Source organism: Aquamicrobium sp. (genome assembly GCF_023954335.1).
GTDB lineage: Bacteria > Pseudomonadota > Alphaproteobacteria > Rhizobiales > Rhizobiaceae > Aerobium.
This window is the reverse complement of record NZ_JAMLIE010000001.1, coordinates 2,355,858-2,380,978: the sequence shown is the minus strand read 5'-3', so window position 1 is coordinate 2,380,978 and position 25,121 is coordinate 2,355,858. Positions and strand designations below refer to the sequence as shown.

The following is a 25,121-nucleotide window of genomic DNA, read 5'->3' as shown; positions in this document are numbered from 1 at the left end:
CCATCTTTCACAATCATGCGCGAACGGCCCAGAAGATTGTCAAAAATTATCCCTTCGCCTAAATTATGTCAATAACACTGACATAAATCGGACTGGCACAAACGCGACTGAGAGTTATGACAGGCAACACCACGACAGCCCATGCCGGCACGGCCCAGAGCGAGGCCTCGCAGACCGGCGAACGCAGCACCGAACCGATCAGGGCTGCCCTGTCGGCCGGGGACGGCCTCGACTTCGCCATCATCGAGCTGCTTTTCTTCGCCTATCGCGACTTCACCTCCGATCCCGACCAGATCCTCGCCGAATACGGCTTCGGCCGCGCCCACCACCGCGTGGTCCACTTCGTCAACCGCCGGCCGGGCCTCACGGTCGCCGAGCTTCTCGACGTCCTCAAGATCACCAAGCAGAGCCTCGCCCGCGTGCTCAAGCAGCTGCTGGACACCGGCCATATCGTCCAGATCCAGGGCCCGCGCGACCGCCGCCAGCGCGAGCTCTACCCGACCGTGCGCGGGCGGGCGCTGGCGCTGGCGCTGGCCGCGCCGCAGTCGCGCCGCATCGCCGCGGCGCTGGCCGAGGCCGGGCCGGACGAGCGCGCCGTGGTCGAGCGCTTCCTGATGGGGATGGTCAATCCCGAGCTGCGCGAACAGATCGCACCCGGCACGCAACGGGCAGGATGACCGCGATGGACAGGCAGGTTACACTCGGGCCGAGCGGGACCACCACCCAAGCGGAGGATCACCTGTCGATGACGCACGATGCGGTCGTTCCGGGCGACGACGCCCCTCACCTCCTGGTCGTCGACGACGACACGCGCATCCGCACCCTGCTCAGGCAGTTCCTGAGCGAGAACGGCTACCGCGTCACCGTGGCCGGCAACGCCGCCGAGGCGCGGCGCAAGCTCGCCGGGCTCGACTTCGACATGATCGTCCTCGACGTGATGATGCCGGGCGAAAGCGGCGTCCAGCTCACCCGCTCGCTGCGCGAGGAAAAGAAGGTCCCGATCCTGATGCTGACGGCGCTGTCGGAGACCGACAGCCGCGTCGCCGGGCTCGAGGCCGGGGCCGACGATTACCTGCCCAAGCCGTTCGACCCGCGCGAATTGCTGCTGCGGCTCAACAACATCCTACGGCGCGGCGGCCCCCAGCCCGCGCCCAAGGTCGAGCAGATCGTCTTCGGCCCCTATACGTTCCAGATCGCCCGGCGCGAGCTGAAGAAGAACGGCGACCTGATCAAGCTTACCGACCGGGAGCAGGAAATCCTCGCCATCTTCGCCGAGCGCGCCGGCGACACCATCCCGCGCCACGAGCTGATCGGCTCGGATTCGGAGGTCGGCGAGCGCACCATCGACGTCCAGATCAACCGCCTGCGCCGCAAGATCGAGCGCGATCCGTCCAACCCGGTGTGGCTGCAAACGGTTCGCGGCGTCGGATACCGGCTGAGCGTCGAGTAGAAGCGCCGCCCTGCGCGGCGGAGAAGGGCTGCATGGCGAGTTCCGACATCGAGACGCGCAGGAGCGAGGCGCATTCGGCCGATCCCGGCTTTCCGCGCCCGGCCGCGAAAACCTTCAAGGGCGCGCGGTGGCCATGGCGGTATATCGCGCAATGGATGCCGAAGCGGCTCTACGCCCGCTCGCTCATCATCGTCATCGCGCCGATGATCCTGCTCCAGTCGGTCATCGCCTTCGTCTTCATGGAACGCCACTGGCAGACCGTCACCGAGCGGCTGTCGACGGCCGTCACCCGCGACATCGCCGCCATCATCGACATGATCGAGACCTGGCCGCAGGACCGCGACCTCGCCGAGGTCGCCCGCATCGCCCAGGAACGGCTCCAGCTCAAGATCGACCTCCTGCCGCCCGACCCGCTGCCCTCGCCCGGCTCGAAGCCGTTCTTCTCCATCCTCGACTATTCGCTCGGCCAGCAGATCACCCGCCAGATCAACCGGCCGTTCTGGCTCGACACGGTCGGCGATTCCTCGATCGTCGAAATCCGCATCCGGCTCGACGACAAGGTGTTGCGCGTCTTCGCCCGGCGCAGCCACACCTACGCCTCCAACACCCACATCTTCCTGTTGTGGATGGTCGGCACCTCGCTGGTGCTGATCGCCATCGCCGTCGCCTTCCTGCGCAACCAGATCCGGCCGATCCTCAATCTGGCCGAGGCGGCCGAGAGCTTCGGCAAGGGCCGGCCGATGCCGAGCAACTTCAAGCCGCGCGGCGCCGACGAGGTGCGCCGGGCCGGCCTCGCCTTCATCCAGATGCGCGAGCGCATCGAGCGCCAGATCGAGCAGCGCACCGCGATGTTGAGCGGGGTGAGCCACGACCTGCGCACCATTCTCACCCGGTTCAAGCTCCAGCTCGCCCTCGGCGGCTCCAAGGCCGACCGCGACGCGCTCAACCAGGACGTCGACGACATGCAGTCGATGCTGGAGGGTTATCTCGCCTTCGCCCGTGGCGAGACCGGGGAAAGCGCCGTCAGCTTCGACCTCGCCGGCTTCCTCGAGAAGCAGGTCGAGGAAGCGCGCCTGCGCAAGCGCCAGCTGCGCACGTCGCTGACCGGCGACCCCGAGATCACCGTCAAGCCCAACGCCTTCTCGCGGCTGCTTTCCAACCTGATCGGCAACGCTCTGCGCTATGCGAAGACCGTCGAGGTCGACGCCACCCATGCCGGCGGCGTGCTGCTCATCGTCGTCGACGACGACGGGCCCGGCATTCCGCCGGACAAGCGCGAGGAGGTGTTCAAGCCCTTCGTGCGCCTCGACGACGCGCGCAACCAGGATTCGGGCGGCACCGGGCTCGGTCTCTCCATCGCCCGCGACATCGCCCGCAGCCATGGCGGCGACATCGCGCTGGAGGACAGCCCGCTCGGCGGCCTGCGCGCCGTCATCTCGATTCCGGCCTAAGGGGGACGCTCTCGTCGAGATGGCGAAGGACGAAGTCGGCGCGCGCCTCTACGCCGAGCCTCGGCACCTCGACCAGCCCGTAGCCTGCGGCGCGATAGCCTTCGACCAGCGCCTCGTATTCGCGGCAGGCGTCCTCGAACGATTTCCGGCGCTCGGCGTCGGCGGCGAAGATGTCGGGCCACGGCGGAACCACGAACACGTCGCGCCGGTAGCGGTAGGTCTCTACCGCGCGCTGGAGATGAGCGGGCACGTCGATGCCCTTCAGCTCGAGGAAGGAGGTGAGATCGACCAGCGACCTGTCGAAGAAGACGGGTCTTGTCGCGATTTCGGCGGCGTTGAAGAAGTACATGGTGCGCGAGGCGGCGAGCGTGACGAATTTCTCCGCGTTCGCCCATGGCAGGCCGTCGCCGCCGAGATGCATCTCCTCGCGCACGATCTGGCGGCCCGCCTCCGGCCACACGATGTAGCCGCGCGCCGCCAGGGCATCGAGGAGCGTCGATTTCCCGCCGCCCGAGCAGCCCGACAGGATCACGGCGAGACCGCTCTCGCCGAGCGCCGGGTTCCCCGGCAGGCAGGCATTTTCGTTTGTCATGGGCATCTCGGAGGCGCGGGAAGCGCCCGAGCAATTCCAGGAAAAGTGTGAAGCACTTTTCCGTCCGGAATTGCGTAAAAACAAAGAGCTAGAACAGCTTGCCGCCGTTCGGGACCGACTTGTCGACGACCGCCAGCACCACCTCGCCGTCGGCATCGGGGAAGCCGAGCGTCAGCACCTCCGACAGGAACTTGCCGATCTGGCGCGGCGGGAAGTTCACCACCGCCATCACCTGCCGGCCGACGAGGCTCTCGGGCGTGTAGTGGCGCGTGATCTGGGCCGACGATTTCTTCTCGCCGATGCCGGGGCCGAAATCGATGCGCAGCTTGATCGCCGGCTTGCGCGCTTCCGGGTACGGCTCGGCCGCGACGACGGTGCCGATTCGGATGTCGACCCGCTCGAAGTCGGCATAGCCGATCTCGGGCCGCACGGCCCCTGACGCTTCTGAGCTCATGGCGGCCTCAGCAGGTCCCTTGCGTCTCGAACAAAACGTTCGCCAGCGCCTCACGCGCGTTGGTGCCAGACCAGACGACGAACTGGAACGCCGGATAGTAGCATTCGCAGGCCTCCAGCGCCGAGGAAAGCAGCACCTCGACCTGCTGGCTGGTCGGCTCCGCGCCGCCGGCGAGCAGCAGCGCCTGGCGGAACATGATCGCGCCCTCCTGCTCCCACAGGTCGAAATGGCCGATCAGCATCTGCTCGTTGATGAGCGAGAGCAGCCGCATCACCTCCAGCGTGCGTGCCTCCGGCACCTTGAGGTCGAAGGCGCAGGCCAGATGCAGCGCCTCGAAATCCTCCATCCACGAAAACGAGACGTGGTAGTTGGCATAGGTGCCGGCGACCGAAATCGCGATCTCGTCGTCGCCGGTGCGCTCGAAGGACCAGTCGTTCATCGTGGCGACATGCTCGATGACATCCACCGGATGAAGGTCGCGGGCAATGTCGAGTTCCAGAAGATTCATAAGGAAGTCTCTTCCTGTCAGTCGCAAAAGGGCGTTCGCGTACGCCATGGGTCGGAGCACGCGTTACGGAAACCGGCACTCGAGGAAAGCGGGATGGCGGGCGACGCAACCTCTGCCCGGCCGGCCCCGCCGCCCGGCGCATGCGAGCGTCAAATCACGCTTCGAATCATGCAGCAAATTCAGTCTATTGCAGCGGAGTCGTCTGAACAGCCCCTTTTTTGAGGCGTAACAATCTGCGGTGTGGATAGAAAGCCGGCGCGCCACGCGCGGCAACGCCTAAGCGACTCTGGCGCAAGCACTTTTTCGCTGCACCGCAATGTGGAAAAGCTTAGAGCATTTTGCAGTCAGACGGGATCGTCTGACGTCGCATAAATGCGGCTGAAGGAAAGAAGCTGGAGCAACGGAAGCTGCGTTCGTCAGAACGCCTACTGCTCCAGCCCGTCAGTCGGCTTTTTTCGCCCGGGGCTTCGCGGCCGGCTTCTTCGGCTCTTCGGCGGCCGCGGCGAGCCCGAGCTTCGCCTCGAGCACGGCGATACGGGCGGACAGCGCCTCATTCTCGGCCCGCGCCTTCAGCGCCATCTCGCGCACCGCCTCGAATTCCTCGCGCTGGACCATGTCCATCGAGTTGAACAGGCGCTCGGCCTGGGCGCGGAACGCCGTCTCCACCTCGCGGCGTACGCCCTGCGCGGCCCCGGCCGCGTCGGTCATCAGCTTGGCGAATTCGTCCAGAATGCGGTTCGGTCCGGTGGTCATGGCTGGCGGCCCTGCTTTCGCTCGACAGGAGGGAAGTAGTCCCCGGCGCGGCGGATTGCAAGGTGCGCGGCGTCGCAGGCCGCTTCGCGGCGCTTGTCTTTGCCTTGACCTCGACAGCGCTTGCGCTCCATATGCGGCCCCATGCGCAGCCACTGAACCGGCAAGGAAACACCCGTCTTGAGCGACCTCCTCTTTCTGCCGCTCGCCGCCCTGCCCTTTCCCGAAATCGACCCGGTGATCGTCCGCATCGGCCCGCTGGCGGTCCACTGGTACGGGCTCGGCTATGTCGTCGGCATCCTGTTCGCCTGGTGGTACGCCAAGCGCCTTGTCGCCAACGACCGCCTGTGGGCGGGCGGCAAGGCGCCGATCTCGGGCGTCGACATCGACGATTTCCTGCTCTCGGCGGCGGCCGGCGTCGTCCTCGGCGGCCGGCTCGGCTACATCCTGTTCTACGATTTCGCCCGCTACATCGAGAGGCCCGGCGACATCCTCGCCGTCTGGCAGGGCGGCATGTCGTTCCACGGCGGGCTGACGGGCGTCACCGTCGCGATGATCCTGTTCGCGCGCCGGCGCGGGTTCAGCGCGTGGAGCCTGTTCGACGTCATCGCCGCCGGCGTGCCGGTCGGCTTCGGGCTGGTGCGGCTCACCAACTTCATCAATTCCGAGCTGTGGGGCCGGGTCAGCGACGTGCCCTGGGCCTTCGTCTTCCCCAATGGCGGGCCGGAGCCGCGCCATCCGAGCCAGCTCTACGAGGCGCTGCTCGAAGGGCTCGTCCTGTTCCTCGTGCTGCGGCTCCTCACCCATTCGGCGCTGAAGCTGAAGGCGCCCGGCTTCGTCGCCGGGGCGATGGTCGCCGGCTACGGCACGGCGCGCATCCTCGTCGAGCTCTTCCGCGAGCCGGACGCCCATATCGGCTATCTGGCCGGCGGCTGGCTGACCATGGGCATGGTTCTGTCGGTGCCGATGGTGCTGATCGGCCTGTGGGCGATGCTGCGCGCGAAGGCCGCCGCCTCATGACGGCGCTGAAGGAGCGGCTGCGGGAGCTCATCGCCGCCGCGGGCCCGATCTCCGTTTCCGACTACATGGCGTCCTGCCTGTTCGACCCGGACGCCGGCTACTACACAACCCGCGAGCCGTTCGGCGTCGCGGGCGACTTCACCACCGCGCCGGAGATCAGCCAGATGTTCGGCGAGCTGGTCGCGGTCTGGGCCTATTCGGCCTGGGCGGCCATGGACCGGCCGATGCCGATGACGCTGGCCGAGATCGGCCCCGGCCGCGGCACGCTGATGGCCGATATGCTGCGCACGCTCGACCGGCTCGACACCGGCTTCGTCACCCGCGCGCGCATCGCGCTGATCGAGGCGAGCCCGCGCCTCGCCGCGCTCCAGAAGGAGCGGCTCGCCAGCGGGCGCGGCCGGCCGACATGGTTCTCCGAGATCGCTGCGCTTCCCGCGACGCCGCTCGTCATCGTCGGCAACGAGCTGTTCGACGCGCTGCCGGTGCGCCAGTTCGTCAGGACGGCGCAGGGCTGGCCCGAGCGCGTGGTCGGCCTCGATAACGACGGCGCGCTCCGCTTCATGGCCGGCGCGGCCGGCATCGACCCCGCCCTCCTGCCGCACGGGGCCATGGATGCGCCCGAAGGCGCGATCTTCGAGACCGCCCCGGCGCGCGAGGCGCTGATGGCCGGGATTTCCGCCCGCATCGTCCGCGACGGCGGCGCGGCGCTGTTCATCGACTACGGCCATCTCCGGCCGGGGCTCGGCGACACGCTGCAAGCGGTGCGCAAGCATGCCTATGACGACGCTCTCGCCAATCCCGGCGAGGCGGATTTGACAAGCCATGTCGATTTCTTCGCCCTTGCCCGTATCGCGCAGGCGCACGGCCTCGAGGTACGGACGACGACGCAGGGCGCTTTCCTCGTCGGCCTCGGCCTTCTGGAGCGCGCCGGGGCGCTCGGCGCGGCGGCGGACGAGGCCACGCGCGAGCGGTTGCGCGGCGAGGTCGAGCGGCTGGCCGGGCCGGAGGCGATGGGCGATCTTTTCAAGGTGCTGTGCGTCACGCGCAAGGGGACGGTGCTGCCGCCATTTGCCGCGCAGGGCTGACAGCGGCGACAGGGCGGCCATGGGGCGGTCACGGGGCGGCCACGGGGCGGATTGACAGCGCGCCCCCGCCTGTCTCACGATCCGGAGCGAACCAACAGGGCCGCGCCGAACCACGAGGGGTCGCGAGGCGTGACGAAAACACGCCTTTAAAGGGCGGCCGGAAGGACAACAGGACAGCGGATGCACGACAGCGTAAAACCGGACCCGATCCGGTCCCCCGCGCTCGAAAAGCTGGCGCGACAAGGGCTGAGGCACGGTTTCTTCACCCGTGCCGGCGGCGTGTCGGACGGCATCTATCGCGGGCTGAACGCCGGCGTCGGCTCGCAGGATGCGCGCGAGAACGTCGTCGAGAACCGTGCACGAATCGCCGCGACGCTCGGCGTCGCGCCGCAGAACCTGCTCAGCCTCTACCAGATCCACTCGCCCGACGCGCTCGTCGTGCGCGAGCCGTTCGATGGCGAGCGGCCGAAGGCCGACGCGCTCGTCACCGACCGGCCGGGGCTGGCGCTCGGCGTGCTGACTGCCGATTGCGGCCCGGTCCTCTACGCCGATGCGGAAGCCGGCGTGATCGGCGCGGCCCATGCCGGCTGGAAGGGCGCGCTGACCGGAGTTCTCGAATCGACCATCGAGGCGATGGAGAAGCTCGGCGCGCGGCGCCAGCGTATCGTCGCCGTGCTCGGCCCGTCCATCGGGCCGGACAATTACGAGGTCGGGCCGGAATTCGTCGACCGTTTCGCCGCCGCCTCGGCCGCGAACGGCGATTATTTCCGGCCGTCCCCCAAGCCGGGGCATGCGCTTTTCGACCTGAACCGCTATACGCTCGACCGTCTCTCACAGGCCGGCGTGACGGCGCACGGCATCGACCGCTGCACCTATGCCGAGGAGGAGAGCTTCTTCTCCTACCGGCGCGCGACGCACCGGGGCGAAGGCGACTACGGAAGACAGATTTCGGCAATCGTGCTGGAGGACCGCTGATGGCGCTGCATTTCGACCAGACAGAATTCGACGCGCGGCGCGACCGGCTCACCATCGAGATGGCGCAGAGGAAGCTCGACGCGCTGCTCGTGTTCGCGCAGGAAAGCATGTACTGGCTGACCGGCTACGACACGTTCGGCTTCTGCTTCTTCCAGTGCCTCGTCGTCAAGGCGGACGGGCAGATGGTGCTGATGACACGCTCGGCCGATATCAGGCAGGCACGCCAGACCTCGACCCTCGACAACGTCGTCGTCTGGACCGACCGCGACGGGGCCAACCCGGCGGCCGAGCTGCGCAACCTGCTGAACGATCTCGATCTTCTCGGCTGCCGCATCGGCGTCGAATACGACACGCACGGGCTGACGGCGAAGAACGGCCGCCTGCTCGACGAGGAGCTGAAGACCTTCGGCACCGCGGAGGACGCCTCCGCCATCATCCCGCGCCTTCGCCTGTTCAAGAGCGCGGCCGAGATCGCCAAGGCGGAAAAGGCGGCCGCGCTTTCCGACGACGCGCTAGACGCGGCGCTGCCGCTCATCAAGCAGGGCGGCGACGAAGGCGCGATCCTGGCGGCGATGCAGGGCGCGGTGTTCATCGGCGGCGGCGACTATCCGGCCAACGAGTTCGTCATCGGCTCGGGCGCGGACGCGCTCCTGTGCCGCTACAAGAGCGGGCGGCGCAAGCTCAACAAGAACGACCAGCTGACGCTGGAATGGGCCGGCGCCTTCCACCACTACCACGCGCCGATGATGCGCACGGTCCTGACCGGCAAGGCGACGAAGCGGCATCAGGAGCTCTACGAGGCCGCGTATGACGCGCTGGTCGCCTGCGAGGAGGCGATGGTGCCGGGCAACACCTTCGGCGACGTGTTCGACGCCCATGCCCGAATCATGGAAGCGCATGGCCTGACCCGCCACCGGCTGAACGCCTGCGGCTATTCGGTCGGCGCGCGCTTCGCGCCGTCGTGGATGGAGCCGCAGATGTTCCTCGCCGGCAATCCCGAGCCGATCGCGCCGGGCATGACGCTGTTCGCGCACATGGTGGTGATGGACTCCGATTCGGGGACGGCGATGACGCTCGGCCGCACCTACCTGACCAGCGAAGGCGCGCCGAAGCCGCTTTCGCGCCACGGTCTCGACTTGATCGTCCGCTGACGGCATTATGCGCGGATGTCGCCGCAACGGCCGATGGCGGCCGCCGTCGTGCCGTGCGCGGCGCAGGAGGGCTTCATGATGCCACGCGCGCCTCACATCGTCTTCGCCGCGGCCGGCCTCGTCTGCGCGGCACTCGGCCTTGCCGGCTGCACCAGCTCGCAGGTGCTGGAGCCGACCGCGCTGGTCGGCACCCCTCCCGCCCCCGCCTCCCCGACGGCCTTTCCGCTGGCGACGCCGGCCGCGCCGGGCACGACGCCCGGACAGGTCGCGGCCATCGCCACCGACGCGCGCGTCCAGTTCGCGCCCGTGGTCGGCGCGCCCGCCAACGCGGCGACGCCACTTGCCGGCAGGCTCTCCGCACGGGCCGGCGCGCACGGCATCGCGCTGGTCGGCACCGGAGATTCCTCGGCGACGCTGGTCATGAAGGGTTATTTCTCGGCCATCTCCGACAGCGGCCAGACGACGGTGATCTATGTCTGGGACGTGACCGACCCCGCCGGCACCCGAGTCCACCGCATCCAGGGGCAGGCGAAAGCCCCCTCCTCCGGCGCGGACGGCTGGGACGACGTGCGCCCGGCGACGATGGAATCGATCGCCGACGAGACCATCGACCGCCTCGCGACCTGGCTTTCGGGACGCCAGGGATAGGCAGGGCGCCGATCCAATCTGCGGAAACAGGGCGTATCTTGCCCTTCGCGCTTGCAATACGGGCTGACGCCGTTAAAAGCCCGCACATATCCTTCGCCGGGGAACGTTCATGAAGCTTTTTGCGGGCAACTCCAATCGGGTTCTGGCCGAGGCCGTAGCCCGCTATCTCAACATTCCGCTCGGCAAGGCCAGCGTGCGCCGCTTCGCGGACCAGGAAATCTTCGTCGAGATCCAGGAGAACGTGCGCGGCGAGGATGTCTTCATCCTTCAGTCGACCTCCTTTCCGGCCAACGACCACCTGATGGAGCTGCTGATCATGATCGACGCCTTCCGCCGGTCCTCGGCGCGGCGCATCACGGCGGTCATCCCCTATTTCGGCTATGCGCGGCAGGACCGCCGCGCCTCGGGCCGCACGCCGATCTCGGCCAAGCTGGTGGCGAACCTCATCACCCAGGCAGGCGCCGACCGCGTGCTGACGCTCGACCTCCACGCCGGGCAGATCCAGGGCTTCTTCGACATCCCGACCGACAATCTGTTCGCGGTTCCGGTCCTCGCCCGCGACGTGAAGAAGCATTACGAGCTGCCGAACGTGACGGTCGTGTCGCCCGACGTCGGCGGCGTGGTGCGCGCCCGGGCGCTCGCCAAGCGGCTCGACGCGCTGCTCGCCATCGTCGACAAGCGCCGCGAGAAGCCCGGCGAATCGGAAGTGATGAACATCATCGGCGACGTGCGCGGCAAGGACTGCCTGCTGATCGACGACATCGTCGATTCCGGCGGCACGCTGTGCAACGCGGCCGACGCGCTGCTCGCCAACGGCGCGACGAGCGTCACCGCCTACATCACCCATGGCGTGCTTTCGGGCGGCGCCGTGACGCGCATCACCTCCTCCAAGTTGAAGGAGCTGGTGATCACCGATTCGATCCAGCCGACCTCGGCGGTCGAGGCCGCGCCGAACATCCGCGTGATCTCGATCGCCGACCTGATCGGCGAGGCGATCTCGCGCACGGCGAGCGAGCAGTCCGTCTCAAGCCTGTTCGACTGAACCTGTTCGGCTGATGGTGGGAAACGCCGACGGTTGGCAACCGGCGCGGCTTCTGCCACATACGTGCCTCATCTGCAAAGCAGAGACGCTCGATGACCGGTTCGCGCCTGCCCGTTTCCGCCTATGTCATATGCTGCGACGAGGTCGCCTGGCTCGGCGGCTGCATCGAGAGCCTTTCCGATTGCGCCGAGATAATCATCGTCGATTCGGGCTCGACCGACGGCACGCTGGCGCTGATCGAGGACTATATCGGCAAGGGCTATCCGATACGTCTGTTCGAGAGGCCATGGCCCGGTTACGCCGCGCAGAAGCAGTTCGCGCTCGACCAGTGCAGCCAGCCCTGGTGCCTTTCGCTCGACGCGGACGAGCGCCTCGACGAGGCGCTGCGGGAGGAACTCGGTCGCCTTGTCACAGCGTCCGCCGGCGTCAATGCGTGGCGCCTCGATTTCCGCCTGTCGCTCTACGCCTACGGCTACGTGCCGGAGGCGGTGCGCTACGGCGCGTCCGTGCGGCTGACGCGGCGCGGCTTCGCCGCCTACGCCACCGACACGCTGGTGCATGAGAGCCTTTTCGTCGAGGGCGAGTTCCGCACGGCCCCGCGCGGAAAGATCCTCCACGCCCGCGCGCTGCCGCTGGAGGAGCAGATCGTCAAGGAAAAGACCTACGCCAACCTCAAGGCCAAGCAGTTGCTGCGCAAGGGGAAGTCGCCGCGCTTCTTCCGGCTGGTCTTCAACCCGCCGCTCTATTTCCTGAAGCTCTACCTCGCCAAGCGGTTCTTCCTGTGCGGCTGGCCGGGCTTCATCCACGCGGCGACGGGCGCGGCCTATGCCTTCATGGCCGAGGCGATGCTCTACCAGAAATACCGCGCCGCGCGACGGCCGGACACTTTCGACCCCGGTTCCTAGGTCCCGAGCCGGTTCTTCAGGCGCACCGAGCCGCGATAGAGCGGGCGGCGCACCTCGCGCACGATGGTCTCGATCAGGCCGCGCCGGCTTGCCTGGACCAGCGTTCCGCCCAGCTCGTGGCTGATCTCCTTCGTCACCAGCGGCCGTGCCGAAAGGATGCGCACGCCGTGCAGCCAGCGCATCTGGAGGACGGCGTCGACCGGGCGGTCGAAGGTTTCCGTCGCTGCCAGCAGCTTCTGCGCCGCGTCGCGGCCGACGAGTTGCATCACCATGCCGAAGGCCGGCGTCACAGGCTCTATGAGCGACGCGCCACCATTGCCGGTGCCGACGACCGGCCCGGTCTCGCCGCCGTGCTTCTGCGGGAACCGCACGAAATCCCCCGGCCCGGCGCGCGTCTTCACGAGGTCCATGATCCGCGCCAGCCCGTCGATGTCGACGCTGACGTCGTCCTCCACGACCAGCCCGGCGTCGAGGCCGCGCTCGACGATCTCGCGCCACGCCTTGCGATGGCTGAGGAAGCAGCCGATCTCGCCGCAATTGAGCGCGAAGGGATAATACGGCCGATAGAGCGCGGGCCGGCAGACGACGGCGATCTCGGCCGGCGTCATCGCACGGCCGTCGACGGCGTCGATCACATGGACCGGCATCGGCAGGCGGGCACGCAATGCCTCGACCTGCGGCCGGCGCTGCGTGGCGCGCGCGAGATGGATGACGAAGCCTTCAACACGCATCGAGGCCCTTCGCTTCGCGGCCTTCGGCAAGCCGCCTGTATATTTCGACCAGTCGCCCGGCCTCATCAGAAAGCCGAAAGTTGGCCTCGACATGGCGGCGGCCGGCCTCGCCCTGCTTTGCCGTGAAGGCAGGGTCGGCAAGATAGGGCTCGACGGCGGCTTGCATGGCCCCGAGATCGTTCGCGGGAACGATGCTGCCGGTCTCACCGGGCACGATCAGTTCTGAGAACGCGCCGACATCGGTCGCCACCACCGGCGCGCCGCTCGCCATCGCCTCGAGCGGGGTCAGGCCGAAGCCTTCCCAGCGCTGCGGCGCGATATAGAGCGACAGCGCCCGATACCAGCGGTCGATGTCGCGATGCTCGCCGACGAAAAGAATACGGTCGGCCAGCCCGGCCTGCGCCACCCGCGACTTCAGCTCTTCCTCGAAGGCGGCGTGGCCGGACGTCGCCCGGCCGGCGACGAGGGCCGACCATTGCGGATGGTGCGGCAGCAGCGCGATCATCGCGTCGACGAAGAGATCGGTGCCCTTCTGACGGCGCACCCGACCGAAGCAGCCGGCATAGAGCCTTTCCGGGTCGAGGCCGAGTTCCCGTGCCGCCTCGGCGCGGTCGCGCGGCGGGCGGAAGCGTCCGGTGTCGATGCCGTGCATGATCACGGTGTTCGGCACCCTGAGATAGGCCGAGGTCTTGCGGCTGGTGGCGATCACCCGGTCCATGCGGGCGATGAGGAAGCGAGTCCAGCCGGTGTGCACACGCTGCGACGCGGAGGTGAAGACGAGCTTCAGCGGCGCGCGGAACACGTGGCGCAGGATCAGCCCGCCGAGCATCTCGACATTGCGCCGCGCATGCCAGACGCGGAACGGCGCGCCCTTCGGCCGCCCGAGCAGCGCCGGGACCTGCCACCAGGCGATCCTCGGCAGTTCGTCCGGCAGGCCGGGACCGAGCGTCGCGACGCCGATCATCTTCTTCTGGAGGGGGACGAGCTGGATGATGGTGCTGGTCACCCCGGAAAGCCGCTGCTTGAAATTCGGAACGACGACCTCCACCCGCGCCATCTCGACGCGGGCGATTTCAGGGCCCGGTTCGCGCGGCAGGCTCACGCCCAGCGCAGCTGGACGATCTCGTATCCGCGCGCGCCCCCCGGCGCGTTGACCTCGATCTCGTCGCCGACGGCCTTGCCGATCAGCGCGCGCGCGATCGGCGAGGAAATGGAGATGCGGCCGGCCTTCACGTCGGCTTCCTGGTCGCCGACGATCTGGTAGGTCTTCTCCTCCTCGGTGTCCTCGTCCACGAGCACAACGGTCGCACCGAACTTGATCGTGTCGCCGGAAAGCTTCGTCACGTCGATGACCTCGGCGCGCGCGATCAGGTCTTCCAGCTCGCCGACGCGGCCCTCGTTCAGGCTCTGCGCTTCCTTGGCGGCATGGTATTCGGCGTTTTCCGAAAGGTCGCCGTGCGAGCGCGCCTCAGAGATCGCCTCGATGATGCGCGGGCGTTCCTCCTGCTGACGCCAGCGCAGCTCTTCCTTCAGAGCCTCGAACCCACCGACCGTCATCGGAACCTTGTTCATGTCGTTCGACCTTTCGTCCTTTTCCGTCCCGCGCCGCAAGGCGCGCCACACAAAAAGAAAACGGTCCGGCAGCCTCGGCCAACGAACCGTTCTATGCTTCTCATGCGTAAATATAGCAATTCCTGTACGCTTTTCACGCGAAATCTTGGCGCGCGGCAAAGCGTCCGGGCGCGGCGGGTCACGCAGGCGCAGGGCCGGAAGCGGGCTACGCCCGGAAGATGACGGCCGCGCCGGCCGCGATCAGCGCGAAGCCGAGGAGGTGATTCCAGGTGATCGCCTCCTTGAGGTAGAACACCGAAAACACGACGAAGACGCAGAGCGTTATCACCTCCTGCATGGTCTTCAGCTCGGCCGCCGAATAGACCTCGTGGCCGATGCGGTTCGCGGGCACGGCCAGCCAGTACTCGACGAAGGCGATCATCCAGCTGAACAGCACGGCGGCGTAGAGCGGCGCGGCCTTGAACTTCAGATGGCCGTACCAGGCGAAGGTCATGAAAACGTTGGAGGCGACGAGAAGCAGGATCGGCAGGATCTTGGGCGACAGAAGGGACATCGAATCGTTTCCGGACAAGAAGTCGCAATCTCATTGGCACATCCGTCTCGTCAAAATCACGGCAAATCCGCTATCATCCTCCCGTCAATGGAGGCTCTCATGCGCAGACCCCTGGAGAAGGAATGGGAACTGACGATCGACCCGGACACGGTGCGTCTGTTCATCCTCAAGGCGAAAGCCATCGCCGCCGGCCTGAGCAGCGACTACGAGGCCGGATCCGAGCATGAGGTGGAGCTGGACGAGCAGTCGCGCGACGGCCACTTGCATGACGGCCTCGCCGAGGAGGAAGAGGAAGACCTGACCGAGCGGGAGCTCCGCGCCCTCATCAACGACCTCAATGTCGACGAGGCGGCCGAGCTGATCGCGCTCGCCTGGATCGGCCGCGGCGATTTCGATCCGTCCGAATGGGACGACGTCGTCGCCGAGGCGCGCCAGCGCGGCCAAGGCAGACGGGCGTCGAACTATCTGCTCGGCATGCCGATGCTCGGCGACTGGCTGGAGGAAGGGCTGGAAGCCATCGGCGCCTGAAACGGCGCGTAACGCGAAGTGAAGCGGCGGGCCGTTGCGGGATGCCCGCCCTTTGCCCATCTCGAAGGGATGTCCACGGCAAAACGCGCAGGCCTCGCGGCCTTTCTCGTCCCCTTTCTCGCTTTTGCCCCGCCCGTTTGCGGGAATGCGCAGGATTTGCCGGAAAGGATGCCGCCCCCTGCCGAAAGGCCGCAGGCGCGGGAAGTGCCGGAGACCATGGCCACGCCTGCGCCGAAGCCGCGGGAGAAGCCGGCCGAGGCACCCTCGCCCGCGTCAGAATCCGCCGCCTCTCCGGTGCCCGACGACGAGAGGCGCTGCCGCGAGCGGCTGAAGGCGCTCGGCGCCGCCTTCGAAGAGGCCACGCCGATAAGCGAGCCGGAAGGCTGCACCGCCGCCCATCCCCTCACCGTCTCGAAACTCTCCGCCGGCGTCGCGCTGGAGCCGCAGGCGGTACTGACCTGCGCCATGGCGGAAGCCTCGGCGCGGTTCGTGCGCGACCACGCCGCCCCGCTCGCCAGGGAGGAGTTCGGCGCGCCGCTTGTCACCGTCGAGCAGGCGTCGTCCTATGTCTGCCGCGCTCGCAGGGGCGGTGCGAAGCTGTCCGAGCACGCCTTCGCCAACGCGCTCGACTGGAGCGCGCTGACGCTGGCCGACGGCACGCGCATCGAGGTGCGCGCCCACGACGCCGAAAAGGAGCCGCGCGCTTTCGCCCTGATCTCCAAGCTGCACAAGCGGGCCTGCGGCCCGTTCGCGACCGTCCTCGGCCCCGGCTCGGACGCCGACCACGCCGATCATTTCCATTTCGACCTCGCGAAACGGCGCAACCCGTTCTGCCAGTGATCGCCGCCCCATTTGCGCCACAGGGGTAAAGGCCGGCACTGAGGTTTCCTTTACCGTTCGGCGCTAGCATTCCGGTTCCAGGGACAGGGAATTCGGGAAGCCCAGCGTGTTGCGTATCCGGGCATTGAGACTTGCGGCAGGGCTTGCCGGCGCGCTGCGTCGGCGCGCGCGCCTCGCCACGGCGCTCGGCGTGATCGGCGCGGGCGCGCTGGCCGTCTCCTCCTGCACGGCCTCGGACGTCCTGACGCCGCGCGTCGATGTCGGCACGCAGACCGCGTCGGTCGGGGCGCAGCCGCGCGGCCTTGCCCGCCTCGCCTCGCCCTCGGCGATGATGAGCGTCGGCTATCCGCGCCTGCAACGCCCCTTCGCCGAGCCGGGCGCGCAGATGCCGGCCAGCGAGACCGATTGCCGCCGCCAGCTTCGCCGCCTCGGCGTCACCTTCCGCGACCTCGCGCCGATCAACGACGGCGGCGCCTGCCGCATCGACTGGCCGGTGCAGGTGTCGGGGCTGCCCGGCTCGATCGATATGAAGCCGGCGGCGACGCTGTCCTGCGACATGGCGCTCGCCTTCGCGACATGGACCCGCAAGGAGCTGACGCCCTCCGCGCGCTGGCGCTATCTCTCCGGCGTCAAGACGATCCATCAGGGATCGAGCTATTCGTGCCGCAACATCCGCCGCTCGGGCGGCGTCGCCTCCGAGCACTCGAAGGGCAACGCGCTCGACGTGATGCGGATCGAGCTGCGCAACGGCCGCGACATCGACGTGCGCAAGCCGGGCTGGTTCGCGTTCCGCGAGCGCGGGCTGCTCAACAATGTCCGCGCCGGCGGCTGCCAGTACTTCACCACCGTCCTCGGCCCCGGCTACGACGCCGACCACGCCGACCACTTCCATTTCGACATCAAGAACCGCAGGAACGGCTACGTCGCCTGCCGCTAGCAGGTTGGCCTCCGTGAAAATTCCTGTCGCGCCCGCGCCGCGCTGATGGTATCAGCGACATCATGCTTACCGTCGAAATCGCCATCGTCGTTGTTCTGATCTGCATCAACGGCCTGTTGGCCATGTCCGAGCTGGCGGTCGTGTCCTCACGGCCGGGCCGGCTGAAAGCGATGGCCGACCGCAGCCATTCGGGCGCGGAGACGGCGTTGAAGCTCGCGGCCAATCCCGGCCGCTTCCTCTCCACCGTGCAGATCGGCATCACGCTGGTCGGCGTCCTGTCCGGCGCGTTCTCGGGCGCGACGCTCGGCCTCAGGCTGACCGACTGGCTCATCCAGTCCGGCGTGCCCGCGGGGATGGCCGGCACGCTCGGCGTCGGCTCGGTCGTCGCCGTCATCACCTACGGCTCGCTCATCATCGGCGAGCTGGTGCCGAAGCAGATCGCGCTGCGCAACCCGGAGGCGGTCGCCTCGCGCATCGCGCCGGCCATGCGCGGCCTTTCCGTCGTCGCCGCGCCGCTGGTGTGGCTGCTCGACATTTCCGGCCGCACGGTGCTGCGCCTGCTCGGCCAGGCCGACGAGGGCGGCACCAAGGTCACGGACGAGGAGATCGCCAGCCTGATCGCCGAGGCCGAAAGCCACGGCGTCGTCGAGAGCGACGAGCGCAAGATGATCGCCGGCGTCATGCGCCTCGCCGACCGCAGCGTGCGCGCGATCATGACGCCGCGCACCGAGGTCGAATGGATCGACCTCGAAGCCTCGAAGACCGACAACCGCAGGAAGATCCTCGAATCCGGCCACTCCATCCTGCCCGCCGGCCGCGGCAGCGTCGACCAGATGGTCGGCGTGGTGCTCGTCCGCGAGGCGCTGACCGCGCTCGTCGGGCGCCAGGCGTTCGACCTGGAAACCTTCGTGCGCCCCGCGCCCATCGTCCACGACAATGCCGACGCGCTCGACGTTCTCGCCACGCTCAAGGAAGCCGAGGTGCCGATGGCGCTGGTCCATGACGAATATGGCGACTTCGAGGGCGTGGTGACGCCGGCCGACATCCTCGAGACCATCGTCGGCGTGTTCCGCTCCGACGTCGACGAGGACGAGGAGATGGCGGTCGAACGCGACGACGGCTCGTGGCTGCTCGCCGGCTACATGCCCATCGACGAGATGGCCGACACGCTCGGCATTCCCTTGCCCGAGAAGCGCGACTACGAGACGCTGGCCGGCTTCGTGCTCTCGCACATGCACCGTCTGCCGCAGGTCGGCGAGCATGTCGACATCATGGGCTGGCGCTTCGAGGTGATGGACCTCGACGGCCGGCGCATTGACAAGGTGCTGGCCTCGCGCAGCATCCTGACCCACCGCGAAGCCCGCGGCTGAGCGGGACGGTGCGGCCTACTACGCCGCCTTCCTGTCGGTGAGGAAATCGAGGATCGCCTCGCAGAACACGTCGTTGCGATCACCGGCGACCATGTGGCCGGCCCCGCCGACATCGACATAGCTCGCCGACGGCGCGCGGTCGACGAACTCCCTGACGTAGTCCTCGTGCACCAGCTCCGACTGCATGCCGCGCACCAGCAGAACCGGCAGGTGCAGGCGCGGCAGCTCGGCCAGCAGGTGCTCCATGGTCTCGCGCGAGCGGAAATTGATGTTGCGCTCGCTCTTCATGAAGGCCGGGTCCCAGTGCCAGCGATAGCGGCCGTCGGCGTCGAGGCGCAGATTCTTGCGCAGGCCGTCGAGCGAGCGCGGCCGCTTGCGGTTGGGCAGGTAGCCGGCGATGGCATCGGCGGCTTCCTCCAGCGAGGCGAAGCCTTCCTCCATGCGTGCGCCCATGAACCCCTGGATGCGGTCGACGCCGCCGACATCCATGCGCGGCGTGATGTCGACAAGGATGAGGGAATCGAGCAGCGGCCCGTGATCGAGCTCGGCGACGAGCGCCGAAAGCCCGCCGAGCGAGGCGCCCACCACCGAGGGCGCGGCATGGAAGCGCTCGGCCGTCTGGCGCACCAGCGCCGCCACGTCCGCGCCGTAGGCGGCGAAGCTGTAGTCGCCGCTCCCGGCCCACTCGCTCTCGCCATGGCCGCGCAGATCGACGGTGACGGCGCGCATGCCGGCGTCCGCCACGCGGCGGGCGGTCATGTCCCAGGCGCGGCGCGTCTGGCCGCCGCCATGCAGCAGGAGAACGGGATGGCCGCGCCCGTCCCACAAGTCGGCGGCGAGCCGGTTGCCTTCGGCGCCGGTGAATTCGATCGGCTTCGGGGTCATGGGATGGGATGGTCCTTCAGGAATTCGAGAACTTTCGCCTTCCAGCTGCGGTCGCCGACGGAAAGCATGTGATCGCGCCCGACGATGTCGAAGGGCTCGGCATCGGGCATCAGCGCGGCAAGGCGCTCGGCGGAGCCGGCGATGTCGTCCTTGGTGCCGACGCCGATCAGCGTCGGCGCGGCGATGCCGGCCATCTCCTCCTCCGACACCAGCTCGCGCGAGGTGGCAATGCAGGCTGCGAGCGCGAGGCGGTCGCTCTTGGTCTGGTCGGCGAAGGCGCGGAACATCCTGCCGCGCGGGTTGTCGACCGTCGCCGGGTCTTCGGCGACCAGCGCGGCGGCGATGGGATCCCAGTCGCCGACGCCGTCGACCATGCCGTAGCCCAGCCCGCCGAGGACCAGCGTCGCCACCTTGTCGGGATGCCGCAGCGCCAGGAACGCCGAAATGCGCGCGCCCATCGAATAGCCGAAGACATGGGCGCGCGGAATGCCGAGATGATCGAGCAGCGCCGCGGCGTCCTCGGCCATCACCTGCGGGGTGTAATCCGCCGGGTCGTAGCTCTTCTGCGAGCGGCCATGGCCGCGATTGTCCGGCGCGATGACGCGATAGCCGGCGTCCCCCAGCGTCTTGGCCCAGCCGGGCGCGACCCAGTTGACGTGATGGGTCGAGGCGAAGCCGTGAATGAGGAGAACCGGCTCTCCCGCGCCGGCTTCCGGCCGGCGGTCGAGGAATGCGATCTCGAACCCGTCATGAACGAAACTGGACATCGATTGCGGCGATCCCTTTCCGCGACCGATCAATTCCCCCGCGAAACGCCGTCGATCCGGGGGTGGCTGACACGGTCGCCACTGGCAATGCCGGTCTTTTCAGCCGTTCCGGCCTTGAGTTCAAGCACAAAACGCGCCGGCGCCTCCGGGGCGATGGGCGCGACCGAGAACGGCTCGCCCGCCAGCACGTCGACCACCATGCCTTCCTCGTCGATGAAGACGAGATCGAGCGGCATCGGCGTGTTCTTCATCCAGAAGGACAGCCGGCGCGTGCGCTCGAACACGAACAGCATGCCGTGGTCGTCCTTCATCTCGGTGCGGAACATCAACCCGGCGGACCGCTCGCGGTCGTCGTCGGCGACCTCGATGGAAAAGCGCGTCTCGCCGGCATCGGTCTCGACGCTGAGCGGCGCGGGGTCGACGGGCAGGATCATCGGCTCCGACGCCTGCGCGGGCGAAAGGCCGGCCACGCCGGGCGCGAGGCCGGCGGCAAGCACGAGGGCCGACGCAAGCAGGAGAGGCCGCAAGCAACGCATCATGGTTCACCTTGCCTGCCGGGATTGAATGGGCAAATCAGTGGGATGCCGGCAGCGTGCCAATATCGGGATGAATTTCGGCAGCCATGAGGCCCTTGTCGCCACGCCCGAAGCGGACGAGGACGACCTGTCCGGGCCGCAGCTCGGCGATGCCGTAGCGGCGCAGGGTCTCCATGTGGACGAAGATATCCTCGGTGCCCTCGCCGCGGGTCAGGAAGCCGAAGCCCTTGGTGCGGTTGAACCACTTGACCAGCGCGCGCTCGAGCCCGCTCTCGGCCACCACCTGGACATGCGTGCGCTGGACCGGCTGCTCGGAGGGATGGACCGCGCCGGTGTTGTCCATCGACACGACCTTGAACGCCTGGAGGCCGCGTTCGCCGCGATGGATCAGGCAGACGACGCGCGCGCCCTCGAGCGCGGTGTTGAAGCCGTCCCTGCGCAGGCAGGTGACGTGAAGGAGCACGTCGTCCATGCCCGGTTCGTCAGGAAGGATGAAGCCATAGCCCTTGGCGACGTCGAACCACTTGATCGCGCCGGAAATCTCCGTCAGCGCGACCTCGTCCCCGTTGTCCGGCTTCAAGGCTTGGTCACTGGCCGCATATCGCCCTTGCGAGGAGGCCTTGTCCCCCATCCTGACGCACCTTCCCTGCAACCACCCGATTGATTCTGAGTTGGCAGAATAGCACTTCGTCTTTGTGTGTTAGCAAGTACCAAGCCGTATTTTTCAACATATCCCGCCGGGAAAGGGCCGGTTTTTGGCCCTTTCGGAGGTTGCCGAGCCGCGACAGCCGCGCCATATCATCGCCAGTCGACGAAACGGGAACATGAATGCGATGCGTTATCTCCACACGATGGTCCGCGTCAAAGATCTGGACGACTCCCTCGATTTCTACTGCAATAAGCTCGGGCTGAAGGAGGTTCGCCGCCACGAGAGCAGCGAGGGGCGCTACACGCTCGTCTTCCTCGCCGCGCCGCAGGACGAGGAATCCTGCGTCGCCAGCCATGCGCCGCTGGTCGAGCTGACCTGGAACTGGGACTCCGAGGACTATGCGGGCGGGCGCAATTTCGGCCACCTCGCCTACGAGGTCGACGACATCTACGCCACCTGCCAGTGGCTGATGGACAAGGGCGTGACGATCAACCGCCCGCCGCGCGACGGGCGCATGGCGTTCATCCGCTCGCCCGACGGCATCTCGATCGAGCTTCTGCAGAAGGGCGATGCCCAGCCGAAGGCCGAGCCCTGGGCGTCGATGGCCAATATCGGAAGCTGGTAACCCGGCGTTTATCTGGCGCGCCGCTTGGCCTCGTCGATCAGCATGTTGGCGATCTGCATCCTGAGGACGGCGCGCTCGCGCATCTCCTCGGGCACCCGGTCGGGGTGATAGCGCAGGGCGAAGCTGCGCCGCGCGCGGTCGAACTCCTCGGCCTTCGACATGCCGTCGATGCCGAGCTCGCGCGAGATCGACTGCGGATCGAGGAAGAACAGGTCGTCGAGCGCCGGCTGGAGATCGGGCGCGGCCTTCGGCGTCTCGGCCTTGCGGGTTTGAGCGCCGCCCTGAGCGGCGTTGCCGGCGTTGTCGCCATATTCCTTCATCGCCCGGTCGGCGAAGAGCGGGCGGCTGTGCGCCTGAAGCCGCTCGATCTGGGCCAGCATGTCGACCCGCAGCGACGGCGCGGCCGCGTCGTCAACCTCCTCCTCGGCTTCGGCCGAGGCGGCAAGCAGATCGTCCAGCAATTCGGTGAAATCCAGCTCGGCCTTGACGCCCACAGAAACCTCCACCCGGGGCAACGCATACTCGGGGCCAGAGTTGCAGGTTCAGGTTAAAAACCTCCCCTCATAATCGAGCGGATTTTCTGCATGGCTGCCATGTGCATGCTGCGCTGCACAATTCGAGGCGGCCGGCCTATGATCTCCAAGGGAGGAAGACTTGCGAATCGGAGCCTGCCATGGGTTTCTTCACCGAGATGTTCTCCCGCCCGCGGCCCGAAGAGGTCGAGCGTTTCCGCAACGCGCTCGCTTTTCTCGAATCGATGAGCCATGCCGACCGGGCCGACATCGGCATCCGCCCGGCCGATTTTCCGCGCATCGCGCGCGAGATGACGGAGCGCCGCCCCTCCTGACGCTTTGCGTCGCGCCGTCACGGCGCGTACCATCCGGCGTCCGATGGAGGGAATCATGCGCTTGATGGTCTTGCCTGTCCTTTTCGCCGCCGCCACGGCCACCGCCGCCCATGCGCAGGACGCCGCCGGCGACGCGGCGCTGAAGGACAAGGCGAAGGCGATGTTCGAGGCCACCGCCGCCGCGACCTGCGACCCGGACGGGCCGGGAAGCGAGGACAACGCGCCGGAAAGCCACGCCATCGGCTTCCGCTACAGCTACGACGCCGAGGAGGACCCGGAGCGCACGGCGCATCTCTTCCGCTTCTTCTGCTTCAGCGGCGCCTACAACGAAATCCACGTCTACTACATCACCGACGGCGAAGGCGCGTTGGCGCCGCTCCATTTCGCCGAGCCGCAATACGACGTGCGCTATGCCGGCGAGAGCGACGAGAAGGTCGAGGCCGTCGCCATCACCGGCTTCGCCGCCACCGGCCAGCTCGTCAATTCCGGCTACGATCCCGAGACCCGCACCATCACCGCCCATTCGCTATGGCGCGGCGTGGGCGACGCCTCGTCCACCGGCACGTGGACCTTCGTCGACGGCACGTTCCGCCTCGTCCACTACGAGGTCGACGCCTCCTATGACGGCGAGATCAATCCGCAGGCGATCGTCGACTATCGCTGAGCGCCTCAGCGGCCGGCGGCCGAGACCATCCAGTTCAGCGTCGCGCGCCAGTCCGACATGCGGATCGGCGTGCCGTGGCTCCCGGTTTCGAAACGGATGAAGCGGGCGGGATAGCCGGGCGCGCGGGCAAGGATCGCGCGGAAGAACGCTTCCTGTTTTTCGACCGGATAGACCCGATCGTTGCCGCCATGGCCGAAGAACAGCGGCACCTTGCGCTTGAAGGCGCGGCTGGCGAAGAACCCCTCGTCCCAGTGCGAGCCGAGCAGCAGCAGCCCGCCGAGGCGGGGCGCGAGCGCGGCGTCGTCGGCGAGGCGCCAGCACAGGCCGCCGCCCATCGAGCCGCAGGCGACGAAGACCGGCGCGCCGGGCGAGCGGGCGGCGTAGTGGCCCGCCAGCTCGGCGACGAGGCGCGCGCCGCCGGCGCCGAAATCGGGAAAATCCACCGTCAGGTAAAGGCCGCCATTGCCGGCGGCGAGGTTCTTGATGCGGTTGAAATTGCCGCCGAAGGTGAAATCGTCCATGCCCTGCCGGCGGCTGCCGCCCTGCCCGTGCAGGTAGACGACGATGAAGCGCGCCTTCTCCTGCCGGCCGACCGCCATGTGGGCGATGCGCCCGGCGGCGGTCTCGGCGATGAGATCCTTCTGGGCGCGGCGCACGCCGAGATCGACATAGGCGCCGTGGACGCGGCGCTCGGGGACCTCGTCGCGGCCGTTGATGTCGCGCTCTTCGCGATAGTCGACCGTGACGTGGCGACCGCCATCGGCCTCGGCCAGCGTCGCCGGATAGGCGAACAGCCTGTCCTTGAACGGAGAGAGCAGCTCCGCCGCGGCGGCGGGCAGCGCCAGCAGCAGCGAAAGGGCGGCCGCGAGGACGGGCATCGCTCTGGTCCTGCCGTGGCCGGTGCGCGTCATCCTACCGTCTCCTCCCGTCCGTCAGTCTCCGCCCAGCCGGCGATAGGCGCGCCGGAAGTAGAGCAGCGGCTCTTCGGCCTCGCCGATCCGGATATCCGTCACCCGGCCGAGCAGGATGCGGTGGGTGGCGAAGTCCTTCGCTTCGACCAGATGGCAATCGAAGGTGGCGAGCGCGCCGCGCAGGATCGGCGCGCCGGACGAGCCCGTCTCCCACTCGCCGAGCGCGAAGCGTTCGTCTTGGCTGAGCCCGGTCAGGCCGGAAAAGGCGTCGGCCAGCGGCTGCTGCTGCGGCGAAAGCGTGTTGAGCGCGAAGACGCCGTTGTCGGCGAAGCAGTCGTTTTCCGGCTTCATCCGGTTGAGGCAGACGAGGATCGTCGGCGGCTCGTCCGAGACCGAGCAGGCGGCGATGATCGTCGTCCCGCGCCGTCCATGCGCCCCGTCGGTCGCCACCACATGCACCGCCCCGGCGAAGCGGCTCATCGCCTCGCGGTAAAGCGGCGGCTCGACAGCATTCTTGTTCAGCACGTTTTTCACCTGCACTTGATGGTTTCCGCCGCATATAGGCACCCCGGCCCCGCCGGCAAACATGCTGCTCCTAACCTGTTGCACGCCTTCCCGCCAGCCTTTACCAAGTTGACGGACCGTCCGGCACGAGGCTTCCCGAAAAGGCGAACC

32 protein-coding genes are annotated in these 25,121 nt (G+C 67.8%); 17 read left to right on the top strand and 15 right to left on the bottom strand.

The genetic code is table 11. From position 1 onward, the window contains the following. Positions 1-116: 116 nt before the first annotated feature. From M9945_RS11810 to M9945_RS11800, 3 genes are all read left to right on the top strand, one after another. Positions 117-677 (top strand): MarR family winged helix-turn-helix transcriptional regulator, encoded by a 561-nt coding sequence (locus M9945_RS11810; protein ID WP_367944644.1) that lies wholly within the window; start codon positions 117-119, stop codon positions 675-677. Between the two features lie 68 nt (positions 678-745). After that, the gene (locus tag M9945_RS11805) at positions 746-1,450 is read left to right on the top strand and encodes a response regulator (protein WP_367944828.1); all 705 of its coding nucleotides are present in this window, start codon (positions 746-748) and stop codon (positions 1,448-1,450) included. Between the two features lie 155 nt (positions 1,451-1,605). Further along, complete coding sequence (locus M9945_RS11800; RefSeq protein WP_367930752.1) at positions 1,606-2,901, top strand: ATP-binding protein; 1,296 nt, start codon at positions 1,606-1,608, stop codon at positions 2,899-2,901. Here M9945_RS11800 and M9945_RS11795 read toward each other — a convergent pair. The 4 genes from M9945_RS11795 to M9945_RS11780 form a co-directional block, all read right to left on the bottom strand. Continuing rightward, positions 2,882-3,493, bottom strand: a complete 612-nt coding sequence (locus tag M9945_RS11795; RefSeq protein WP_367944643.1) for an AAA family ATPase — start codon at positions 3,491-3,493, stop codon at positions 2,882-2,884. The two genes, M9945_RS11800 and M9945_RS11795, sit on opposite strands and share 20 nt — an antisense overlap. An 88-nt stretch (positions 3,494-3,581) precedes the next feature. Further along, the gene (locus M9945_RS11790; protein WP_367944642.1) at positions 3,582-3,947 is read right to left on the bottom strand and encodes a tRNA-binding protein; all 366 of its coding nucleotides are present in this window, start codon (positions 3,945-3,947) and stop codon (positions 3,582-3,584) included. Positions 3,948-3,954: 7 nt separating this feature from the next. Next, a complete protein-coding gene (locus M9945_RS11785) occupies positions 3,955-4,455 on the bottom strand; it encodes a YbjN domain-containing protein (RefSeq protein WP_367930743.1) in 501 nt (166 codons plus the stop codon). A 441-nt stretch (positions 4,456-4,896) separates the two neighbouring features. Next, positions 4,897-5,208, bottom strand: coding sequence for an accessory factor UbiK family protein (locus M9945_RS11780; RefSeq protein ID WP_367944641.1), 312 nt, complete (start codon positions 5,206-5,208; stop codon positions 4,897-4,899). Positions 5,209-5,385: 177 nt separating this feature from the next. Between M9945_RS11780 and lgt the strand changes: the two genes are divergently transcribed. From lgt to M9945_RS11745, 7 genes are all read left to right on the top strand, one after another. Further along, positions 5,386-6,225: a prolipoprotein diacylglyceryl transferase gene (gene lgt, locus M9945_RS11775; RefSeq protein WP_367944640.1), complete on the top strand. Its 840-nt coding sequence runs from the start codon at positions 5,386-5,388 to the stop codon at positions 6,223-6,225. Continuing rightward, a complete protein-coding gene (locus tag M9945_RS11770; RefSeq protein ID WP_367944639.1) occupies positions 6,222-7,310 on the top strand; it encodes a class I SAM-dependent methyltransferase in 1,089 nt (362 codons plus the stop codon). Before lgt ends, M9945_RS11770 begins: the two co-directional genes overlap by 4 nt. Before the next feature lie 180 nt (positions 7,311-7,490). Then, on the top strand, positions 7,491-8,285 hold the full coding sequence (pgeF, locus tag M9945_RS11765) for a peptidoglycan editing factor PgeF (protein ID WP_367944638.1): 795 nt from the start codon (positions 7,491-7,493) through the stop codon (positions 8,283-8,285). Next, on the top strand, positions 8,285-9,436 hold the full coding sequence (locus M9945_RS11760) for a M24 family metallopeptidase (protein WP_367944637.1): 1,152 nt from the start codon (positions 8,285-8,287) through the stop codon (positions 9,434-9,436). Before pgeF ends, M9945_RS11760 begins: the two co-directional genes overlap by 1 nt. Positions 9,437-9,511: 75 nt before the next feature. Next, positions 9,512-10,084 carry a hypothetical protein gene (locus M9945_RS11755; RefSeq protein WP_367944636.1) on the top strand — a complete coding sequence of 191 codons (573 nt, stop codon included), beginning with the start codon at positions 9,512-9,514 and terminating at the stop codon, positions 10,082-10,084. A 109-nt stretch (positions 10,085-10,193) separates the two neighbouring features. After that, the gene (locus tag M9945_RS11750) at positions 10,194-11,126 is read left to right on the top strand and encodes a ribose-phosphate pyrophosphokinase (protein ID WP_367944635.1); all 933 of its coding nucleotides are present in this window, start codon (positions 10,194-10,196) and stop codon (positions 11,124-11,126) included. A gap of 92 nt (positions 11,127-11,218) precedes the next feature. Then, positions 11,219-12,031, top strand: coding sequence for a glycosyltransferase family 2 protein (locus M9945_RS11745; RefSeq protein WP_367944634.1), 813 nt, complete (start codon positions 11,219-11,221; stop codon positions 12,029-12,031). On the opposite strand, the gene M9945_RS11740 is transcribed toward M9945_RS11745, so the two are convergent. From M9945_RS11740 to M9945_RS11725, 4 genes are all read right to left on the bottom strand, one after another. Continuing rightward, positions 12,028-12,762 carry a glycosyltransferase family 25 protein gene (locus M9945_RS11740; RefSeq protein WP_367944633.1) on the bottom strand — a complete coding sequence of 245 codons (735 nt, stop codon included), beginning with the start codon at positions 12,760-12,762 and terminating at the stop codon, positions 12,028-12,030. The genes M9945_RS11745 and M9945_RS11740 overlap by 4 nt on opposite strands. Then, the gene (locus tag M9945_RS11735; protein WP_367944827.1) at positions 12,752-13,819 is read right to left on the bottom strand and encodes a glycosyltransferase family 4 protein; all 1,068 of its coding nucleotides are present in this window, start codon (positions 13,817-13,819) and stop codon (positions 12,752-12,754) included. The genes M9945_RS11740 and M9945_RS11735 overlap by 11 nt, the downstream gene beginning before the upstream one ends. A 41-nt stretch (positions 13,820-13,860) precedes the next feature. Continuing rightward, the gene (greA, locus tag M9945_RS11730; protein ID WP_367930733.1) at positions 13,861-14,334 is read right to left on the bottom strand and encodes a transcription elongation factor GreA; all 474 of its coding nucleotides are present in this window, start codon (positions 14,332-14,334) and stop codon (positions 13,861-13,863) included. 205 nt (positions 14,335-14,539) lie between these two features. Further along, entirely contained in the window at positions 14,540-14,887 is a 348-nt protein-coding gene (locus M9945_RS11725; RefSeq protein ID WP_367944632.1) for a DMT family protein, read from the bottom strand. 99 nt (positions 14,888-14,986) lie between these two features. Between M9945_RS11725 and M9945_RS11720 the strand changes: the two genes are divergently transcribed. The 4 genes from M9945_RS11720 to M9945_RS11705 all read left to right on the top strand — a co-directional run bounded on the left by M9945_RS11720 (position 14,987) and on the right by M9945_RS11705 (position 18,562). Then, entirely contained in the window at positions 14,987-15,415 is a 429-nt protein-coding gene (locus tag M9945_RS11720; protein WP_367930732.1) for a DUF3775 domain-containing protein, read from the top strand. Between the two features lie 216 nt (positions 15,416-15,631). Then, the gene (locus M9945_RS11715) at positions 15,632-16,255 is read left to right on the top strand and encodes an extensin family protein (protein WP_367944631.1); all 624 of its coding nucleotides are present in this window, start codon (positions 15,632-15,634) and stop codon (positions 16,253-16,255) included. 154 nt (positions 16,256-16,409) lie between these two features. Further along, a complete protein-coding gene (locus tag M9945_RS11710) occupies positions 16,410-17,192 on the top strand; it encodes an extensin family protein (RefSeq protein ID WP_367944826.1) in 783 nt (260 codons plus the stop codon). Positions 17,193-17,254: 62 nt separating this feature from the next. Continuing rightward, positions 17,255-18,562, top strand: a complete 1,308-nt coding sequence (locus tag M9945_RS11705; protein ID WP_367944630.1) for a hemolysin family protein — start codon at positions 17,255-17,257, stop codon at positions 18,560-18,562. Positions 18,563-18,580: 18 nt separating this feature from the next. Here the strand turns inward: M9945_RS11705 and M9945_RS11700 are convergent, their stop codons facing one another. Genes M9945_RS11700 through M9945_RS11685 form a run of 4 tightly spaced genes read right to left on the bottom strand, consistent with a single transcriptional unit; the run spans position 18,581 to position 21,381 of the window. Then, positions 18,581-19,447: an alpha/beta fold hydrolase gene (locus M9945_RS11700; RefSeq protein ID WP_367944629.1), complete on the bottom strand. Its 867-nt coding sequence runs from the start codon at positions 19,445-19,447 to the stop codon at positions 18,581-18,583. Continuing rightward, positions 19,444-20,214, bottom strand: a complete 771-nt coding sequence (locus tag M9945_RS11695; protein WP_367944628.1) for an alpha/beta fold hydrolase — start codon at positions 20,212-20,214, stop codon at positions 19,444-19,446. The genes M9945_RS11700 and M9945_RS11695 overlap by 4 nt, the downstream gene beginning before the upstream one ends. Before the next feature lie 29 nt (positions 20,215-20,243). Next, complete coding sequence (locus M9945_RS11690; RefSeq protein ID WP_367930727.1) at positions 20,244-20,753, bottom strand: DUF192 domain-containing protein; 510 nt, start codon at positions 20,751-20,753, stop codon at positions 20,244-20,246. A 34-nt stretch (positions 20,754-20,787) separates the two neighbouring features. Continuing rightward, on the bottom strand, positions 20,788-21,381 hold the full coding sequence (locus M9945_RS11685) for a cold-shock protein (RefSeq protein WP_367930726.1): 594 nt from the start codon (positions 21,379-21,381) through the stop codon (positions 20,788-20,790). Between the two features lie 202 nt (positions 21,382-21,583). On the opposite strand from M9945_RS11685, the gene gloA reads away from it, so the two are divergent. Continuing rightward, positions 21,584-22,024 (top strand): lactoylglutathione lyase, encoded by a 441-nt coding sequence (gene gloA / locus M9945_RS11680; protein WP_367944825.1) that lies wholly within the window; start codon positions 21,584-21,586, stop codon positions 22,022-22,024. A gap of 8 nt (positions 22,025-22,032) precedes the next feature. Here the strand turns inward: gloA and M9945_RS11675 are convergent, their stop codons facing one another. Further along, positions 22,033-22,518 carry a hypothetical protein gene (locus tag M9945_RS11675; RefSeq protein ID WP_367944627.1) on the bottom strand — a complete coding sequence of 162 codons (486 nt, stop codon included), beginning with the start codon at positions 22,516-22,518 and terminating at the stop codon, positions 22,033-22,035. 179 nt (positions 22,519-22,697) lie between these two features. On the opposite strand from M9945_RS11675, the gene M9945_RS11670 reads away from it, so the two are divergent. Together M9945_RS11670 and M9945_RS11665 are read left to right on the top strand one after the other, a co-directional pair. Beyond that, a complete protein-coding gene (locus M9945_RS11670) occupies positions 22,698-22,871 on the top strand; it encodes a hypothetical protein (RefSeq protein WP_367944626.1) in 174 nt (57 codons plus the stop codon). A gap of 55 nt (positions 22,872-22,926) precedes the next feature. Then, entirely contained in the window at positions 22,927-23,535 is a 609-nt protein-coding gene (locus tag M9945_RS11665) for a DUF1176 domain-containing protein (protein WP_367944625.1), read from the top strand. Between the two features lie 5 nt (positions 23,536-23,540). Here the strand turns inward: M9945_RS11665 and M9945_RS11660 are convergent, their stop codons facing one another. Next, positions 23,541-24,446 carry an alpha/beta hydrolase gene (locus M9945_RS11660; RefSeq protein WP_367944624.1) on the bottom strand — a complete coding sequence of 302 codons (906 nt, stop codon included), beginning with the start codon at positions 24,444-24,446 and terminating at the stop codon, positions 23,541-23,543. 21 nt (positions 24,447-24,467) lie between these two features. Next, positions 24,468-24,971 (bottom strand): flavin reductase, encoded by a 504-nt coding sequence (locus M9945_RS11655; protein WP_367930747.1) that lies wholly within the window; start codon positions 24,969-24,971, stop codon positions 24,468-24,470. Positions 24,972-25,121: the final 150 nt, after the last annotated feature.

Bases quoted from the DNA above. Each gene is read 5' to 3' on its own strand.
- M9945_RS11810 (WP_367944644.1), top strand. From the start codon at position 117: ATGACAGGCAACACCACGACAGCCCATGCCGGCACGGCCCAGAGCGAG.
- M9945_RS11805 (WP_367944828.1), top strand. From the start codon at position 746: ATGACGCACGATGCGGTCGTTCCGGGCGACGACGCCCCTCACCTCCTG.
- M9945_RS11800 (WP_367930752.1), top strand. From the start codon at position 1,606: ATGCCGAAGCGGCTCTACGCCCGCTCGCTCATCATCGTCATCGCGCCG.
- M9945_RS11795 (WP_367944643.1), bottom strand. From the start codon at position 3,493: ATGACAAACGAAAATGCCTGCCTGCCGGGGAACCCGGCGCTCGGCGAG.
- M9945_RS11790 (WP_367944642.1), bottom strand. From the start codon at position 3,947: ATGAGCTCAGAAGCGTCAGGGGCCGTGCGGCCCGAGATCGGCTATGCC.
- M9945_RS11785 (WP_367930743.1), bottom strand. From the start codon at position 4,455: ATGAATCTTCTGGAACTCGACATTGCCCGCGACCTTCATCCGGTGGAT.
- M9945_RS11780 (WP_367944641.1), bottom strand. From the start codon at position 5,208: ATGACCACCGGACCGAACCGCATTCTGGACGAATTCGCCAAGCTGATG.
- M9945_RS11770 (WP_367944639.1), top strand. From the start codon at position 6,222: ATGACGGCGCTGAAGGAGCGGCTGCGGGAGCTCATCGCCGCCGCGGGC.
- pgeF (WP_367944638.1), top strand. From the start codon at position 7,491: ATGCACGACAGCGTAAAACCGGACCCGATCCGGTCCCCCGCGCTCGAA.
- M9945_RS11760 (WP_367944637.1), top strand. From the start codon at position 8,285: ATGGCGCTGCATTTCGACCAGACAGAATTCGACGCGCGGCGCGACCGG.
- M9945_RS11755 (WP_367944636.1), top strand. From the start codon at position 9,512: ATGATGCCACGCGCGCCTCACATCGTCTTCGCCGCGGCCGGCCTCGTC.
- M9945_RS11750 (WP_367944635.1), top strand. From the start codon at position 10,194: ATGAAGCTTTTTGCGGGCAACTCCAATCGGGTTCTGGCCGAGGCCGTA.
- M9945_RS11745 (WP_367944634.1), top strand. From the start codon at position 11,219: ATGACCGGTTCGCGCCTGCCCGTTTCCGCCTATGTCATATGCTGCGAC.
- M9945_RS11740 (WP_367944633.1), bottom strand. From the start codon at position 12,762: ATGCGTGTTGAAGGCTTCGTCATCCATCTCGCGCGCGCCACGCAGCGC.
- M9945_RS11735 (WP_367944827.1), bottom strand. From the start codon at position 13,819: ATGGCGCGGGTGGAGGTCGTCGTTCCGAATTTCAAGCAGCGGCTTTCC.
- greA (WP_367930733.1), bottom strand. From the start codon at position 14,334: ATGAACAAGGTTCCGATGACGGTCGGTGGGTTCGAGGCTCTGAAGGAA.
- M9945_RS11725 (WP_367944632.1), bottom strand. From the start codon at position 14,887: ATGTCCCTTCTGTCGCCCAAGATCCTGCCGATCCTGCTTCTCGTCGCC.
- M9945_RS11720 (WP_367930732.1), top strand. From the start codon at position 14,987: ATGCGCAGACCCCTGGAGAAGGAATGGGAACTGACGATCGACCCGGAC.
- M9945_RS11715 (WP_367944631.1), top strand. From the start codon at position 15,632: ATGGCCACGCCTGCGCCGAAGCCGCGGGAGAAGCCGGCCGAGGCACCC.
- M9945_RS11705 (WP_367944630.1), top strand. From the start codon at position 17,255: ATGCTTACCGTCGAAATCGCCATCGTCGTTGTTCTGATCTGCATCAAC.
- M9945_RS11700 (WP_367944629.1), bottom strand. From the start codon at position 19,447: ATGACCCCGAAGCCGATCGAATTCACCGGCGCCGAAGGCAACCGGCTC.
- M9945_RS11695 (WP_367944628.1), bottom strand. From the start codon at position 20,214: ATGTCCAGTTTCGTTCATGACGGGTTCGAGATCGCATTCCTCGACCGC.
- M9945_RS11690 (WP_367930727.1), bottom strand. From the start codon at position 20,753: ATGATGCGTTGCTTGCGGCCTCTCCTGCTTGCGTCGGCCCTCGTGCTT.
- M9945_RS11685 (WP_367930726.1), bottom strand. From the start codon at position 21,381: ATGGGGGACAAGGCCTCCTCGCAAGGGCGATATGCGGCCAGTGACCAA.
- gloA (WP_367944825.1), top strand. From the start codon at position 21,584: ATGCGTTATCTCCACACGATGGTCCGCGTCAAAGATCTGGACGACTCC.
- M9945_RS11670 (WP_367944626.1), top strand. From the start codon at position 22,698: ATGGGTTTCTTCACCGAGATGTTCTCCCGCCCGCGGCCCGAAGAGGTC.
- M9945_RS11665 (WP_367944625.1), top strand. From the start codon at position 22,927: ATGCGCTTGATGGTCTTGCCTGTCCTTTTCGCCGCCGCCACGGCCACC.
- M9945_RS11660 (WP_367944624.1), bottom strand. From the start codon at position 24,446: ATGACGCGCACCGGCCACGGCAGGACCAGAGCGATGCCCGTCCTCGCG.